The organism is Nostoc piscinale CENA21 (assembly GCF_001298445.1).
Lineage (GTDB): Bacteria > Cyanobacteriota > Cyanobacteriia > Cyanobacteriales > Nostocaceae > Nostoc_B > Nostoc_B piscinale_A.
Genome location: NZ_CP012036.1, coordinates 60279 through 76303, shown reverse-complemented (window position 1 = coordinate 76303; position 16025 = coordinate 60279). Strand labels below are relative to the sequence as shown.

Genomic DNA, 16025 nt, shown 5'->3' with positions numbered 1-16025 from the left:
AAGCAAGTTTTTGAGTGTAAAAATCCTAGCCCATAACCTCTCTTAATTCAGTGATCTGCCAACATGATAAAAAATACATTTTCTAAATCTTTTTCAAACCGTAGTGTCTTCACTAGGTCGGTTTCCGAGGAAAAGATGGAATCAATGATAATCATGTCAGGTTTAACGGCTCGTGCTTTGTGCAGACATTCTTGGGGATCTGAGGCTTCAATCACGTTGTATCCCTGAGTTTGCAGAACATCGGATAATATTTTGAGTGTGGAAGCATTTTTATCAACAACTAATACTTTTTTACTGGAAGTGCCTTGGGAAAGTAGTAAACCAATTTCGCTCAAAAGTTGTTCTGAGTTGATGGGTTTGGTGAGATAGCGATCAATACCAATGTGGTAGCCACGCTCTTTATTTTCAATAATTGATAAGATGATGATGGGAATATCTGCCGTTTGGGGGTCATTTTTTAAGACGGCTGCTACATCAAAGCCGTTAATTTGTGGCATCATCACATCTAAAACAATTAAATCGGGACGGGCAATTTTGATTTGATGAATTGCATCCATACCGTCTTTTGCTTCTCGAACTTTATAACCTTCGTTTTCTAATTGCTGCCGGAGTAATTCTCGAATATTGCTATCATCATCTACTACTAAAATCGTTTTGCGCTTTTCGTTGCGTACGGCATTACTAGTAATCACATGTTCTTTGAGTTGTTTGACCAAGGCCTCTAAATTAATTTGTCCATTGGCTTGGTCATCTTTGGTATAAATGGGAATCAAAAACGAGAAAGCACTACCTTTGCCTGGTTCACTTTCTACCCAGATTTTGCCACCATGATGTTCAACAATTTGTTTGCAAATGGGTAATCCTAGCCCTGTGCCTTTGGGTTTATCAGTGAGGGTATCACCAACTTGGCGGAATTTCTCAAATACTTTTGGTTGGTCTTCTGGCGCGATCCCAATACCTGTATCAATGACGCTGATGCAAACGCCTTCGTGCTGTTGTTTGACGCTACAGGTAACAGTACCAGCTTGAGTAAATTTCACCGCATTGGAAATTAAGTTAATCAGGACTTGCAATAAACGATTGCGATCGCCCACTATTTGCGGTAAACCAGAATCAATCTCGCTCACCAGATGCAAGCCATTGGTTTCAAACAAGGCGGCGGTGGCTGTAGTCGCCCAATCTAATAACTCACCAGGATCAAGCGGCTGCATGTGCCATTCCACTTTTCCAGCTTCCATTTTGGCAATGTCTAAAACATCGTTAATTAAGGATGTGAGCCGTTCTGCTTCCGAGACAATAATGTTGAGATTGTCACCTACCCGCTTAATTGTTTTTTGCAGTTTACGGTCTTCGGTAGTCAGCATGGGAAAGACATCGGTTTCGAGTTTTTCTTTAATAATGGAGGCAAAACCCAACACCGAAGTTAAAGGTGTCCGCAGTTCGTGTGAAACTGTGGAAATGAAATCGGTCTTCATTTTGTCCACTTCTTTTTCGGCGGTGATATCCCGAATTAGCAGTGCAGAACCAAAACAGGTTGCAGGTTCGTTGGCTGTGGTTTGTTTAAAGATGGCGGTGGCGACGGCTTGACCAATGCGTTCTTTGGCTAGTTCAATTTCTGCCGTAAATACTTCTTGGGGATGGGATTGAGTTTGTTCAATTAAATGTGCTAAACCTGCGATCGGTAGTTCTTGATAGTTGCCTTTGACAGCGTTGGCTGTCAATCCTTGCATGGTTAAAAAGGCAGGATTGAAATGGGTAATTTGCCCTGACATATCTACCACTAACAAACCATCCGCTAAGTTATCCAAAATGGCATTTAACCCTTGGGCTTCGGCTAGGGTATCTTGCAAGGCGGCTGTGCGTTCAGCAACTCTGGTTTCTAGTTCTTGATTGAGTTGGCGGAGGGCAATTTCAGCTTGTTTGCGGGGGGTAATATCAGTATTAATTTCTAACACTGCACAAGGTTGACCAGCAGCATCTCGTTGCAAAGTCCATCGACTCTGGACAGTAATGAGTTTTTCATCATGGGTAATATGTTGGACTTCTCCTTCCCAATGGCCTTGCTGTAATAACTCGGCTGTAATTTCTTCTTTGGGTTTGGGAAAGATTTTTTTGAGGAATGTGTAAATATATTGGTCTTTGACTTCTTCACGCGTCCAATGGTAAAGCCTTTCTGCGCCTTGATTCCAATAGGCAATTTTATCACTCATATCGCGGACAATAATCGCGTCACTGGAGTGATTCAGCATATCTAATAAACGCTGATTTTCTGCTTCTGCTAGTTTGCGATCGTGAATATTAGTGCAAGTACCAATCCATTCTCGAATGCTACCATCTGCTTCTAAGACAGGAGCGCCACAAACTGAAAAATAGCGGTAAATCCCATCTTTGCCCCGCAAGCGATATTCAGTTTGGTAGATACTGCTGTTCGCTACTGCCGCATTCCAGACGGCTTGGGATTGACTACGGTCGTCAGGATGAATCGGATCAATCCAACCCCAACCTGCAACTTCTTCTTCTGTCTGGCCTGTATAACCGATCCAAGTCAGCATTTCACTACTAATTCCTAGACCTTCGGCTGTGGCTCCCCAAACAATTTGAGAAGTAGCCGTTACCAAAGTGCTATATCGTTCTTTTAATCTTTGATTTTCCGCTTCTGCCAGTTTGCGATCGTGAATATCTGTGCAAGTACCAATCCATTCTTTGACGCTACCATCATCTTCAATTACAGGCGCACCCCAGACCCAAAAGTAGCGATAGTTGCCATCTTTACCGCGAATGCGGTATTCAATTTGATATTGGCTGAGGTTGGCTACGGCAATACCCCAAGCTTCTCCAGTGTAACCGCGATCGTCGGGATGAACAGCATCAATCCAACCACCGTTTTCGGCTTCCGCTAAAGTTTGCCCTGTGTAAGCTATCCAATCGGTAAGTTCAAAGCAAATTCCTTCTGGTGAACTAACCCAGACAATTTGTGTGTTAGCTTTAATCAAAGAACGGTATCGCGCTTCACTCTGTTTTAAGATTTTCTCGGATTCTTGATATGCTTTTTGAGTTTGTCTGAGGTCAGTAATATCTTCTACACTTGACCAAATCAACTTCTCTCCATCTCGCTCAATCATGGCCGCAGAAATTCTCACCGGCACTAAATGTCCATCTTTGTGGATGTACTCTTTCTCATAAGGCCCGTAGCAACCAGTTTTTTCTAAGTTTTCTATAATAGCTTGCTCTGTAGCAACATAACTTTCAGGAGTAATCTGCCAATTGTTGAGGTTAAGAGTTTCAGGAACAGTGCACCCCAAAATATCAGCGTAGACGGGGTTGGTGTGAATTAAAGTTCCATCTGTGCGGTAGAGTACCAGACCAACGGGACATTTTTCCAAGAGATCATGATTAAATTCGTCAAGTTGGCTAGACATATTCAGACTTTCCTAATATCGATGGGGGAATTAATAAGGAATTTGAGTAGGGGTGGGACAAGCAAACCAGGATAACAAGGTAGAGTAAAGCTTCAAGACAATTGGATGACGTTGAAACATTTGATAAATTTCATTAGCGGAAGTTGTATTGACATCTGGACTCTGCTGTGAAAGTCGCCGGATCAGTTGACTGTGGCGAATCAGCATTTCATGGGATTTGAGCATAGGGTTTGTGGATGAAATGAAACCTTCTGTTGAGGATGTTTTGGTTTCTTTGGTTGGTGGCGATAAAACACTATTAGCGGCAAAATCTGCCCTATCTTGATGCTTCTCAGCGTTGGCTACTGCTGGAGAATTAATTGGAATTTGAATCCAGAATTCTGTGCCTTGGCCTGGTTGCGAAAGACACTTGAGAATTCCTTGGTGTCTCTCGACAATCACTTGATAGCTAATGGCCATACCTAAGCCAGTACCTTTCCCAATTTCTTTGGTCGTGAAGAAGGGATCATAGATCCGTTGGATGATTTCTTCTTTCATACCTGGGCCATTGTCAGCAATGCGAATCACAATCCACTGATTGTCTAGGTTTTGGGTGCGAATGGTGATTTGAGGTTTAGTCAGTTGACTCTGGACAATTGACTCTTCTAAAGCATCAATGGCATTTGCCAAGATGTTCATAAACACTTGATTTAACTGTCCGGGATAGCACTCAGTTGGAGGAAGTTGGGCATAGTGTTTGATCACTGGAATTTCGGGGCGATGGGAAGCTGCTTTCAGACGATGGCGGAGAATCATCAGTGTCCCGTCAATACCGTCGTGGATGTTGACGGTTTTCATTTGGGCTTCGTCGTGGCGGGAAAATTTTTCAGGGATTTGACAATTTCTACGATGCGATCGCTCCCTAGTTTCATAGAATCTAGTATTTTGGGTAAATCCTCGGTAATAAACTCGACATCGATATTTTCGATCTCTGATGCCAACTCTGGCGGCACTACAGGAAAATTTTTCTGATACTTTTGTAATAAGTACAATAAATCTTCAGCATATTCAGAAACACAACGCAAGTTACCGCAAATAAAGTTAACGGGATTGTTGATTTCATGGGCAACGCCAGCTATGAGTTGTCCCAAGCTGGACATTTTTTCACTTTGTATTAACTGGGTTTGCGCCAGTTTTAAATCTTGTAAGGCTTGCTGGAGTTTTTCTGTCTGGGCTTTGGCTTGGGCGGTAGCTTGGGTGCTTTGTTCATACAGCACAGCTTTTTCAATGGCGACTGCGGTTTGGGAAGCAAAAATACTCACCAGTTTGAGATGCTCGGCTGTATATGCGTCGATTTTATTTGTACCAAGAGCGATCGCACCTAGTATCCGTTCTTTGGCACGCAAGGGAACGCAAATCAGCCCGTGAATGTTTTTCTCATCTCCTAATCGTGGATCAGCTTGCACATCATTAATCAGTTCTGCACGCCCAGATTGGATAATTTGACCAATAATGCCTTTAGTGGAGGGAATTTGACTCTGCTCAAACATATTGCCAAATTCGGCAATTACTTCCAAAGTTGCTGCATCTTCATTCAGCAGTAAAATCGTCCCCGCAGATGATTCAATCAATTGACTCATTTCCTGAAGCACGAGTTGAGCAATTTGTTTGGTATCTAAACTCGTTGTCAGTTGCGTCGAAATATCTTGAAATAAGTCAATTTCCTGATATCGCTCTAGTAATTCTTTGGCTAGTTCTTTTTTTTTCGGCTTCTTGTTTGGCTAACAGCGACAGCAAGGTTGCAACTGTCTGTGTTTGTGCTGTCCCAACTACCCAACCAATTTTTTTCTCCAGCAACCTCAATCGGATATCGATTGTTTGTAGTTTGCGTACCAATACTGATCAATGGTGTACCATCTAACAGTTCAATATGAATAGCACTGTTAATTTGATTGGCTAAGTTCTGAAGCAGGGATAATAATTCTTTTTTGTTCAAAATTTTTCTTAAGCTAATGATAGACATATCTCACCTCCTCTAAAGAACTTGGATATTTACCTGTGAGCCAACCAAGCAAGTGAGGAATTTTTGGAAATCTTGCTGCTAAGTTTTTGCTTTGTAGCAGTTGAGTATTTCGTTCAAGGTGTACATTTTTTGGGAGAATCAAGCCTTGAATGTACAAGTTCTTGAGGATTTTCAGGCGATCGCGTGTAAATAATTTCATAAACTGTTGGAAAACAATGGGGAATTGGTCAGCACAGCGAATACCCGATAAACTAAAGTACGACCCCCAGCATCAATCTTCCAAGCCATGATCTAGTCAGCTACTTATGAGAACATCTCATAACCAAACATGAAAGAGGAACTCTTGACTAGGTACTAGGATTTTTACTCAGCACTCAGCAAGAAGTTGCCTGTGGAGAGAACTTGCGTGCGCGGGGAAACCGCGTTGAGCAAAGTTCGGAAGTTTCCCCTGCCCTTGTAAACTTCGGTGATTCAACACTTTCAAGCTAGGAATCTGCACAGTTGCATCAGCATAACCATTCATATACTTAGGAATTGTCATCACAGTCTAGGGATCTCATCTTGCTCAATTAAGACTAGTCTTCCCAGAAATTTTAGCTGTATAACTATTAGGTAAATATTGGCGATTTTTCCCAGCAGTCAAGCTCTTTGTGGATCACTAATTTCTCAGTTTAAATATTTATTAAGCAACTGTATGTTAAATTTATCTGTCCACTTACGAATTGCTTGACTACACTTAGAAATTAGCAACTGCATTGCTCTCCTTAAGCGTAATTATTATGAATTTATCTTTGAAGCAACTGGCTATTTACTTATCTTTACTATTGGTTGGTGGTGGTGCAGGTCTGTTTGGTAGTCGCTATCTCCTGACACAAAATCGCTCGTTTCGAGAGTTAAGAAATGTGACAGCGGCTTTACCTCCAGAATCTATCACCCCTTATGCCCCTAGTGGTAGTTTGGGAGCGACTGGCGGGGATAACGTGAATTTTATCGCTACAGCAGTGCAGAAAGTCGGCCCAGCTGTAGTCCGAATTAATGCAACTCGGAAAGTAGCAAATCCCATCTCGGATGCTCTAAAAAACCCCCTCTTGCGCCGCTTTTTTGGTGATGAGGAACAAGCCATTCCCCAGGAACGGATTGAACGCGGCACAGGTTCAGGATTTATTTTGAGTCAAAATGGTGAATTGCTAACAAATGCCCATGTAGTTGCCGATACAGATACAGTCCAAGTCACCCTCAAGGATGGTCGGACTTTTGAGGGCAAGGTCATAGGTATTGATACGATTACAGATGTAGCGGTTGTCAAAATTCCTGGTGATAAATTGCCGACGGTGAAGCTGGGCAATTCGCAAAATTTGATTCCTGGACAATGGGCGATCGCTATTGGCAATCCTCTGGGTTTAGATAACACTGTTACCATCGGCATTATCAGCGCCACTGACCGCACCAGCGCCCAAGTTGGTGTACCAGATAAACGTGTAAGTTTCATCCAAACTGATGCAGCTATTAACCCTGGTAACTCTGGTGGGCCATTGTTAAATGCCCAAGGCGAAGTTATCGGCGTAAATACCGCCATTCGCGCTGATGCCCAAGGATTAGGTTTTGCCATTCCAATTGAAACCGCAGCCCGTGTGGCTAAAGAATTATTTACTAAAGGGCGGGTAGATCATCCTTTTTTGGGAATTGAAATGGCAGACTTAAACCCCACCAAAAAACAGCAAATTAATCTCGAACACAAACTCAACATCAAGCAAGATTCTGGTGTGGTAATTAAGGGCGTATTAGATAACTCGCCAGCAAAACGGGCTGGACTGCTTCCTGGCGACATAATTCAAAAAGTGAATGCAAAACCAGTTAAAACAGCCGCCCAAGTGCAGAAGCTAGTCGAATCCAGCACAGTCGGCGATATCCTCGTACTTGAAATCAACCGCAGTGGCAAAATACAGACTTTAAAAGTGCAGTCAGGTGTCTATCCGAAAAAATAGTCAATCGTCCAACAATTTTAGATTTTGGATATTTAACCAATCTAAAATCTAAAATTGACTATTGCCCCTCAGACAAGTAATCTAACTGCATTCTTTGTTCCATCTGCCGTAAGAAATACCCCGTCATCATTGCTGAGGCTAATAGCCCAGCCAGATTTTCTCTGTCTGTAGTAATTTGCACGTTGAAGTTTTCTGCGGGTAGCATTCCCACTAGCCCTTGGACGTTTTGGGAAATTATTTGCTTAATTTCAGGGCTGACAGACTGGGCGACACGCGCTAACACATCAGGCGACTGATGTTGCAAATACTGGAGTAACTGATTGGGATTTTCCTCAAAGTTCTCGCCTAGAAGTTGATTCGGGTGTTCCTCGGAGTTGTCATTCAAAAAGTCAGGGTCAAACACCATTGGCAGTCTTTTTTAGCTTAGTTGCTAATTCTACTCTAAACCATAGTACAAGGGTAGCGTCTTTTCCACAGGTATGGGTTTTATATCTACCTGAAAGAAGGCTTAGGGGCTAGTATAGCTACGCGGTACTAGATTTTTGTATCTACTTCTAACTCACCCAATAAAGGTTCTGGGACGATATTTGCTAACTTGAGTGACTCTAAAAGACTTTGCCAATCTGTTTGTAAAGCAGCATCTCTTGGACGCTGACGACGTAGCTGCGCGAGGATAGCCAAACTATCGTACCAAATGCCATTGGCTGCATATAAAGCTGCACGTTCTCTTGGCGAAGCTTTTTTTTAACTTACTAGTCAAATCTTTGTCAGGAACGATTTGTTTGACAGTTCCAGCCACAGCTTGATCTAAGCTGCGGTCTGAGTTATTGCAAATTACTAAGAATATCCAATCATATTCCCGACCAACTTCAAGTAATGGTTGATTTTTATCAGCAGGTAAATCAAGGCTAAAAATTCCAGATTTTTGATTAACTTTGTATTTTTGTTGATAAATTACTTTTTTATCAGCATCTTGTACAATCAATTCAAATCCTTGTATAAAAGTTTTCGCAGTTTTGGGAAGATAGAAAAATAATTTTGGCTGTTCAAAAGTAGTCAGTACAGGATGATTTTCTGGAATTAACACAGTAGGATTCTTATTTGCGCCTAACAAACAATTTTCTCTTATTCCTCCTGTTATCCGCCTCATTCGTTTTCCGTTGCCAAAGTGTTGATACTTGATTGGCTCTCCTGGTACTATCTTTGTGCTATTTATGTTTTGCTCTACAGATATAGACTGTGACTGAGCAGTGGTTGCATTCATCCACAACAATAATGTTGCAACTGAAATTCCAATTAAAGGTTTTTTAATAATCCTGTGTTTCATAAGAATTTCTTACAACGATCTTATTAAAAATAAATTATCTGCTGGGGTGCAAAGACTCCAGAAAAGCATACATAGCAAGGCTTTCAATCCAATTACATTGAAAAAGATTGTCTAACTCTTGTGCAACACAATCGGCAGATTTGACCAAAGTATAGGACTTTGAAGCAAAGCGATCGCTATTTCATTGTCAATTAGCTTGTCAATAAGACTCTATCTCTTCCCCGGTCAAGTAGATTAAAACTTTAATTGGCAAAGCCTATTGTTACTACATTTGCTTGTGTATGTTTATGCTTTGCAAGAATCTCTTTTATAGCCTCTAGTCGCTAGTATTTTCTACTTCATCTTCAATAGCTAGATTGAGTTCTAGTTGCTGTTCTTTAGTGTCAAATGGTTGGGGAAGTTGTTCGATTTGGAAGTACTGATGAAATTTTGGTGTTACTTGTAGCGAGTAAGAACGGGATTCGTTATCTCGGCGTTTCTTGACAAAACCAAGTTCGACTAATTCTTGAACGTGTTGATATGCACCTGAACCCCGGAGGTTAATCAAGTCGCTTTGCAAAATTGGACTATTGAGGGCGATCGCAGCTAAACTCCTCAATGCGCCTACTCCCAATTCTACCGGAATCAGTGTTTGCACTAAATCTTGAAAATCAGTTCTTAGTTGCAGGCTATAACCATCTGTGGTTTCAACAACTTCTAAGGCGCTATCTCTACGGGCGTAACTATCTATCAGTTCGATTATGCCTTCTTGGGCAGTGGCGCGATCGCAAGCTGCATATTCGGCTATTTCACTGAGAGATAAAGGCTTACCCTTTAAATAAAGAATCGCTTCAATTTTAGTCGCTGTCTTGGTCGCGGTGGCTGTTTTCATTGGGTGTTAGTCAATGGTCAATAGTCAATAGTCAATAGTTATTAGTCATTGGTCACTGACAACTGATGACTAGTAACTGACGATTAACAAGTGTGTGGGATTATACTTTATTTTGTTGCAAAAGTCAAAAATTTTCTTAACAATTCTCAACATCTCCCTCATCTTCCTTGTCACGCCACTGAGGGAGTCGGCATAGTCGACGACAGTCACCTCAAGTCGAGCCAGCGCGTTGCGGTGAGCAGTCGTTGGGCGGCTTTGCCGACTTGAAGGAACTGCGAACCCGAAGGGAGGTTCCCTCCGTTGTAGCGACTGGCGTGGGAAACCCGCCCACGGCGCTGTCTCCCCAACGCAGTGGCTCCCCCTTGTCTCCCTTGTCCCCCTTGTCCCCCTTTCTTCCCTCACCCTCCTCGATGACTGATAATAAATTCAGCGATCGCTAAATCCTGGGGAGTGGTAACTTTTAAATTCGTCTCCTCACCTGGAACAATTCGTACTTCAATACCACACCTTTCAAATAACGCTGCATCGTCAGTCACTTCCCAACCTTGACGAATACCTTCGGCGTGGCACTGTTTCAATAACTGGACATTAAATCCTTGGGGAGTTTGGGCAGCCCACAAATGTTGTCGGTCAGGCGTACTTTGAATTATGCCAGTTTCATCAACAATTTTAATCGTGTCTTTCACTGGTATGGCAGCAATTAACCCAGCACAATGGCGAATTGCTTCTGCACAAGCATTCAGCAAATTTGGTGTAGCCAAACATCTAGCCCCATCATGAATTAGCACTTGTTCCGCCTCTGGTGGTAATGCTTGCAAGCCGTTGTAAACCGATTCTTGCCGGGTAGCACCACCAATGATAAATTCCACAGGTTTAGTCAGTGACAAATCAGCAATGATATTTTTAAAGTCAGGCCAGTCACTAGGTTGAGAAATAATTCCTATCCAACTAATAGAACTTGCTGCTTCCGCCGCTAACAAAGTCCAAGCAATAATTGATTTTGAATGTACCTCAAGAAAAAGTTTATTGCGGTTACTACCCATTCTTTTGCCGACACCAGCAGCAGGAATTAATAAATACACAAGCGTCCTCAATGACAAAACTAAAGGTTAGGGGCTAGAAGCTAGAGGTTATACCAAATTCACCATTCGCAATTCGCAATTAAAAAACTTAGATACAGCAAAGCTTTTAGGGTTTACATCTGTATCAAATTTTTCGTGAAATGGTATTAGAGATTTATAGAGGCATTTTGAACCGAGTCCCTACTCCCTACTCATCACTCCCATCACTATAAAAATAAAAAGGGGATGCCCCCGGAAGCACCCCCAAAAACTTTGACACAAACACTGCTGTTTTGTTTTAGACTTGAACTGCTAGTTTTGCTTCCTTTGATGTTAAACGCTCGTAGGCAGCACGCATTTTTAAACCTGTCAGCACTTGGAATAAACCAGTACCATTATTGGAACCCGGATACTCACGGTGTTGGAGTAACAAGTGAGTCATTTCACCTTGATATTTGGTGGATGTGTTGCTGAGATGGTTTTCGATGTAGATGACTTCTTCTAGGTTGTCAAATTGACCATCTACTTCTAATACAGAGACATAGCGGCCATAATAAACATCGGAGCCATAATACAGTTGCATACCAGGATAGGAACAGGTAAGCTTCCGTCCGCAAGGAGTCCAGTTAATGGTGGAACCTTCATCAAATAAGTAAACAGGAGTGAAGCCTTCTTTACCTTCGCGTTGCAACATCCGTACTCGCAGAACTTTGCGTTCGGTGTCGTTTTTAATGAGGTTAGTGGGCAGTACTTGGAGAACTACGTCAGCGAATTCTCTTTGGGGTTCGATGTATTTTGTAAAGTCAGGTTTACGAGAGTTGATAGCAGCTAAAACATCTTCATAGCGATGGCCTCTTTCTGCCATATCGCGTTGAATCTTCCAAGCAATTTTAACTTCATCGCTGATATCAAAATAAACGCTGAAATCAAGCAGCGATCGCACCCGTTCATCATATAAAGGATGTAGACCTTCAACCACAATAATGTGATTTGGTTCTACTACTTCTGGAGGATCAATCATGCCGGTTTCGTGGTTATAAATCGGCTTATTAATGGTTTGACCTTCTTTGAGAGCTTTAATTTGCTCATACATCAAGTCAAAATTGTTTGCCCTGGGGTCAAGTGCAGTTATCCCAGTTTCTTTGCGCTGTTTGCGGTCTAAGCAATGATAGTCATCCAAGCAGATAACTGTCATAAACTCTTCACCAAACAAGTCTATCAAACGACGCAAAAAAGTAGATTTGCCGCACCCGGAGTCTCCGGCTACTCCAATTAGTACCACGCGTTCCGGCTTACTTGTCATAAATCTCCTCTAAATACTAAATGTGTCAATCAATAATTTTTCACACAGCAGATTTTTGAAGCCAGGAGTTTACCCCATTGGTTTTTCCTGTGTTCTTGCTACTCAGCCACATAACGATTATCAGACGGGTGTACAACCAAATTAGCGGCTGTTACTCGTCTGAGATTGCCTTATTTTGCAGCTAGTAAGTATTTAATCCTAGTGGTATACTTAATTTTAACAGAATGGGTAATCCTATACAAGATTTGATATCAGGAAGAATCTTGTGCTGCTACTGTCAGATTAATGATTTAAACATAAGTTTTCTCGACACAGCACAAATTTTGTTCTCCAACCATCTTCCTTATGAGATACCTATCTTCCCAGTAGGAGTAAGTATAATTTTGCGATTAAAGCCCTTTTAGGAGAGTTGCAGTTGCTTCACTGGTGTTAACCCGCGACTTGCAACATTCACCTTGAAAATCTACCTAAAGAATGAAGAGATATTTAGTAGTCAGCCTGATTTACTGAACAGTAATCTTGAGTAAATATTTAAGGTATAAATATGAACCTAAACTCCAACTGATTCAGGTTGATCTAAGTTTCACATTCAGGGAAATTGATTGTTATAGTTTATATAATCTTTATTTTTCAGCAGTGTTGTTGAAAAAAACATAAAGAAATCAGCTACAAAATATCCAGGGTTGCCGAACAGAATTCGCCTCTATCAAGCATTATTTGTAGCTGCTCAAAAGTGTTTGCAGCTAATTTGTTGAAGTTGTTAGCAGCGATTTTTTTAAAGATAATTCACGAAAAAAAGATTAAATTGACTCATGGTTAACATTCTGTCAGCGACTTATCCTCTATTTTAGAGGGTGAACAGGTGTGTTTATTCCAATACCTACTTGTCTAGAGCGAGTGTACTTAGCAAGGTATCATTTTTTGATGCCTCTTTCCCAACGTGCTAGTTTTGGTATCCCAAAATCCGATAAACTAAAATCTGGCTAAGTGATGGGAATAGTTTTTTTGAAAAACGGTTAAGTAAATATCGGAGTGATAGAACGAATGTACAATCAAGGTGCTGTTGAGAGTGCTGCCAACACAGAATCAGGTAGCCGCATCTTCGTTTACGAAGTGGTGGGTCTGCGTCAGAACGAAGAAACTGATCAAACGAACTACCCAATTCGTAAAAGTGGCAGTGTGTTCATCAGAGTGCCTTACAACCGCATGAATCAAGAAATGCGACGTATCACTCGCCTAGGCGGCAAAATTGTTAGCATTCAACCTGCAAGTGCTCTAGAGCAACTTAATGGTAAGGCCGCAGTTGTGAACGCTGCACCTGTAGAGACTGCTAACAATGAGGGGAATGGTCAAGCCACACCTGTGAAAGCGAAAAGTGAAGCCAAAGGCTTCGCTAAACCACCAGCTGAAGAACAGCCCAAGAATAAAGTTAACCAAGGCAACACCATGACTCAAGCGAAAGCCAAAAAAGCCCACGCTGACGTTCCTGTAAACACTTATCGTCCTAATGCTCCATTTATCGGTAAGTGTATATCTAATGAGCCGTTAGTTGGAGAAGGCGGGATTGGTATTGTTCAGCACATTAAATTTGACCTTTCTGGCAGCGATTTGAAGTACATCGAAGGTCAAAGTATTGGAATTATTCCGCCTGGTGTAGACAAGAATGGCAAGCCAGAAAAACTCAGATTATATTCTATTGCTTCTACTCGTCATGGCGATGATGTAGATGACAAGACAGTTTCGTTGTGCGTCCGCCAGTTGGAATATAAGCATCCAGAAACGGGTGAAACAGTTTATGGTGTTTGCTCTACACACCTGTGTTTCCTAAAACCAGGAGAAGACGTAAAAATCACCGGGCCAGTGGGTAAAGAAATGTTATTACCCGATGACCCCGAAGCCAATGTGATTATGATGGCAACTGGTACAGGTATCGCGCCTATGCGTGCTTATCTGTGGCGGATGTTTAAGGATGCAGAAAGAGCAGCTAACCCAGAGTACCAATTTAAAGGATTCTCTTGGTTAATCTTTGGTGTGCCGACAACTCCCAATATTCTATATAAAGAAGAATTGGAAGAAATGCAGCAGAAGTATCCTGATAACTTCCGCTTGACTTATGCTATCAGCCGCGAACAAAAGAATGCTCAAGGCGGCAGAATGTACATTCAAGACCGTGTAGCAGAACACGCTGATGAACTGTGGCAATTAATTAAAAATGAAAAAACCCACACATACATCTGCGGTTTACGCGGTATGGAAGATGGCATTGATGCAGCTTTAACTGCTGCGGCTGCAAAAGAAGGCGTAACCTGGAGTGATTACCAAAAAGAAATCAAGAAAGCTGGTCGTTGGCACGTAGAAACTTACTAAGTTTGTCATTAGTCAATAGATTAAGACAACTGACAAAATATAACTGAAGCAGGATAATCTGTAGGGTGGGCGATGCTCACCCTACAATTGTTTTGTATATATACTTGCTGAAAAAAGAGTCTTGGTGGTGGAAGTGAGTGCTAACTACTTTTAACTACTCAGCACTCAGCACTCAGCGAGAAGTTGGGTGCGGGGGTTCCCCCCGTTGAGCAAACTTCGGTGACTCAGCACTAAATATATTGGATGAAAAGCTTGTGGGTGTAAAGCTAGGAATATTGGGATTAGGTACTGTAGGTACAGGTACGGTGCAACTATTACAAGATGCTGTTGGCCGTCATCCGTTGTTGGAAGAAATTGAAATTTATCGGGTGGGTGTCCGATCGCCTGATAAACCCCGTGCGGTAGAATTACCACAGTCAGTCATCACAACAGATTTAGCCGCGATTGTCAATGATCCGGCTGTGGATATTGTAGTTGAGGTGATGGGGGGATTGGAACCAGCGCGATCGCTCATTCTCCAAGCGATTAAAAATGGTAAACACGTTGTCACAGCTAACAAAGCGGCCATCTCCCGATTTGGGGCAGAAATTTTCAACGCTGCCAATGAAGCCGGGGTTTATGTGATGTTAGAAGCGGCTGTTGGTGGGGGAATTCCCGTGATTCAACCCCTAAAGCAGGCTTTAAGTGTTAACCGGATTAACACTGTTATTGGTATTGTTAACGGTACCACTAACTATATCCTCACCCAGATGCAAACTGAAGGCAGTGACTTTGGGGATGTGTTAGCTGATGCTCAACGCTTGGGTTATGCTGAAGCTGATCCAACAGCCGATGTCGATGGTTTAGATGCAGCCGATAAAATTGCGATTTTGGCATCCTTGGGTTTTGGTGGACGCATTAATTTACCAGATGTTTATTGTGAGGGTATCCGTCAAGTTAGCAAGACAGATATTACATACGCTGAAAAATTGGGCTTTGTGATTAAATTATTAGCGATCGCTCAATACCAAAACAATGACCACTCCCAGTTGTCTGTAAGAGTACATCCCACCTTTGTACCGAAATCTCACCCCTTGGCTAGTGTTAACGGTGTGTATAACGCCATTCTTGTAGAAGGCGAACCCATCGGCCAAGTGATGTTTTTTGGGCCAGGTGCGGGTGCAGGTGCAACAGCCAGTGCTGTCACCTCAGATATTCTAAGTTTGGCAGCAGCCCTCAAGAGTAATACAGCCGCACCAAATCCCCTGCTAACTTGTAGACATGAAGATTACTGCCAAGTCACCCCCATCTCGGAATTAGTTACCCGATTTTACGCCCGCTTCCTCACCAAAGACCACCCTGGCGTAATTGGTAAACTAGGTACTTGCTTTGGCAATCATGGTGTGAGTTTAGAATCAGTTGTGCAAACTGGCTTTCAGGGAACATTAGCAGAAATTGTGGTTGTCACCCACGATGTGCAGGAAGGTAATTTCCGCCAAGCTTTAGAAGAAATTCGGAGTCTGGAGGCGATTGATAGCATTCCCAGCATCTTGCGAGTGCTTTAAGAAGTATGAAGTATGAAGGGTGAAATAAATGCTTTGAGATGATGTCTGAAAATTAAGCTGTAAACCCGCATAGGTAGGCACTGAGCGTAGTCGAAGTGCGGGTTTTGTTTGGATAGCTGCGACTTCAGTCCCCAAGCTTCTTGATT

Annotated in this window: 11 protein-coding genes and 1 pseudogene; 3 read left to right on the top strand and 9 right to left on the bottom strand. The window is 42.2% G+C overall.

The genetic code is table 11. The features are described from left to right. Positions 1 to 47: 47 nt before the first annotated feature. From ACX27_RS00325 to ACX27_RS00315, 3 genes and pseudogenes are all read right to left on the bottom strand, one after another. Complete coding sequence (locus tag ACX27_RS00325; protein WP_062287006.1) at positions 48 to 3419, bottom strand: PAS domain S-box protein; 3372 nt, start codon at positions 3417 to 3419, stop codon at positions 48 to 50. A gap of 30 nt (positions 3420 to 3449) precedes the next feature. Further along, a pseudogene (locus ACX27_RS00320) lies at positions 3450 to 5421 on the bottom strand (ATP-binding protein). Further along, positions 5408 to 5620 carry a hypothetical protein gene (locus ACX27_RS00315; protein WP_062287004.1) on the bottom strand — a complete coding sequence of 71 codons (213 nt, stop codon included), beginning with the start codon at positions 5618 to 5620 and terminating at the stop codon, positions 5408 to 5410. The pseudogene ACX27_RS00320 and the gene ACX27_RS00315 overlap by 14 nt, the downstream one beginning before the upstream one ends. Positions 5621 to 6200: 580 nt before the next feature. Here ACX27_RS00315 and ACX27_RS00310 point away from each other — a divergent pair. Then, entirely contained in the window at positions 6201 to 7406 is a 1206-nt protein-coding gene (locus ACX27_RS00310; RefSeq protein WP_062287002.1) for an HhoA/HhoB/HtrA family serine endopeptidase, read from the top strand. Positions 7407 to 7464: 58 nt separating this feature from the next. On the opposite strand, the gene ACX27_RS00305 is transcribed toward ACX27_RS00310, so the two are convergent. The 6 genes from ACX27_RS00305 to ACX27_RS00285 all read right to left on the bottom strand — a co-directional run bounded on the left by ACX27_RS00305 (position 7465) and on the right by ACX27_RS00285 (position 11968). Continuing rightward, positions 7465 to 7812, bottom strand: coding sequence for a DUF760 domain-containing protein (locus ACX27_RS00305; RefSeq protein ID WP_062287000.1), 348 nt, complete (start codon positions 7810 to 7812; stop codon positions 7465 to 7467). 128 nt (positions 7813 to 7940) lie between these two features. Continuing rightward, positions 7941 to 8102, bottom strand: coding sequence for a DUF928 domain-containing protein (locus tag ACX27_RS34585; protein WP_418006847.1), 162 nt, complete (start codon positions 8100 to 8102; stop codon positions 7941 to 7943). Continuing rightward, positions 8089 to 8733, bottom strand: coding sequence for a DUF928 domain-containing protein (locus ACX27_RS00300; protein WP_062286998.1), 645 nt, complete (start codon positions 8731 to 8733; stop codon positions 8089 to 8091). Before ACX27_RS00300 ends, ACX27_RS34585 begins: the two co-directional genes overlap by 14 nt. A 316-nt stretch (positions 8734 to 9049) precedes the next feature. Then, positions 9050 to 9604, bottom strand: a complete 555-nt coding sequence (gene scpB, locus ACX27_RS00295; protein WP_062286996.1) for an SMC-Scp complex subunit ScpB — start codon at positions 9602 to 9604, stop codon at positions 9050 to 9052. Between the two features lie 398 nt (positions 9605 to 10002). After that, positions 10003 to 10686 carry a 2-C-methyl-D-erythritol 4-phosphate cytidylyltransferase gene (ispD, locus tag ACX27_RS00290; protein WP_062286994.1) on the bottom strand — a complete coding sequence of 228 codons (684 nt, stop codon included), beginning with the start codon at positions 10684 to 10686 and terminating at the stop codon, positions 10003 to 10005. Positions 10687 to 10963: 277 nt separating this feature from the next. After that, on the bottom strand, positions 10964 to 11968 hold the full coding sequence (locus ACX27_RS00285; RefSeq protein WP_062286993.1) for a phosphoribulokinase: 1005 nt from the start codon (positions 11966 to 11968) through the stop codon (positions 10964 to 10966). Between the two features lie 1044 nt (positions 11969 to 13012). Between ACX27_RS00285 and petH the strand changes: the two genes are divergently transcribed. Then, positions 13013 to 14335: a ferredoxin--NADP reductase gene (petH, locus tag ACX27_RS00280; protein WP_062286991.1), complete on the top strand. Its 1323-nt coding sequence runs from the start codon at positions 13013 to 13015 to the stop codon at positions 14333 to 14335. Positions 14336 to 14589: 254 nt separating this feature from the next. Then, positions 14590 to 15879, top strand: coding sequence for a homoserine dehydrogenase (locus tag ACX27_RS00275; protein ID WP_062298048.1), 1290 nt, complete (start codon positions 14590 to 14592; stop codon positions 15877 to 15879). The last annotated feature ends 146 nt before the right edge of the window (positions 15880 to 16025 follow it).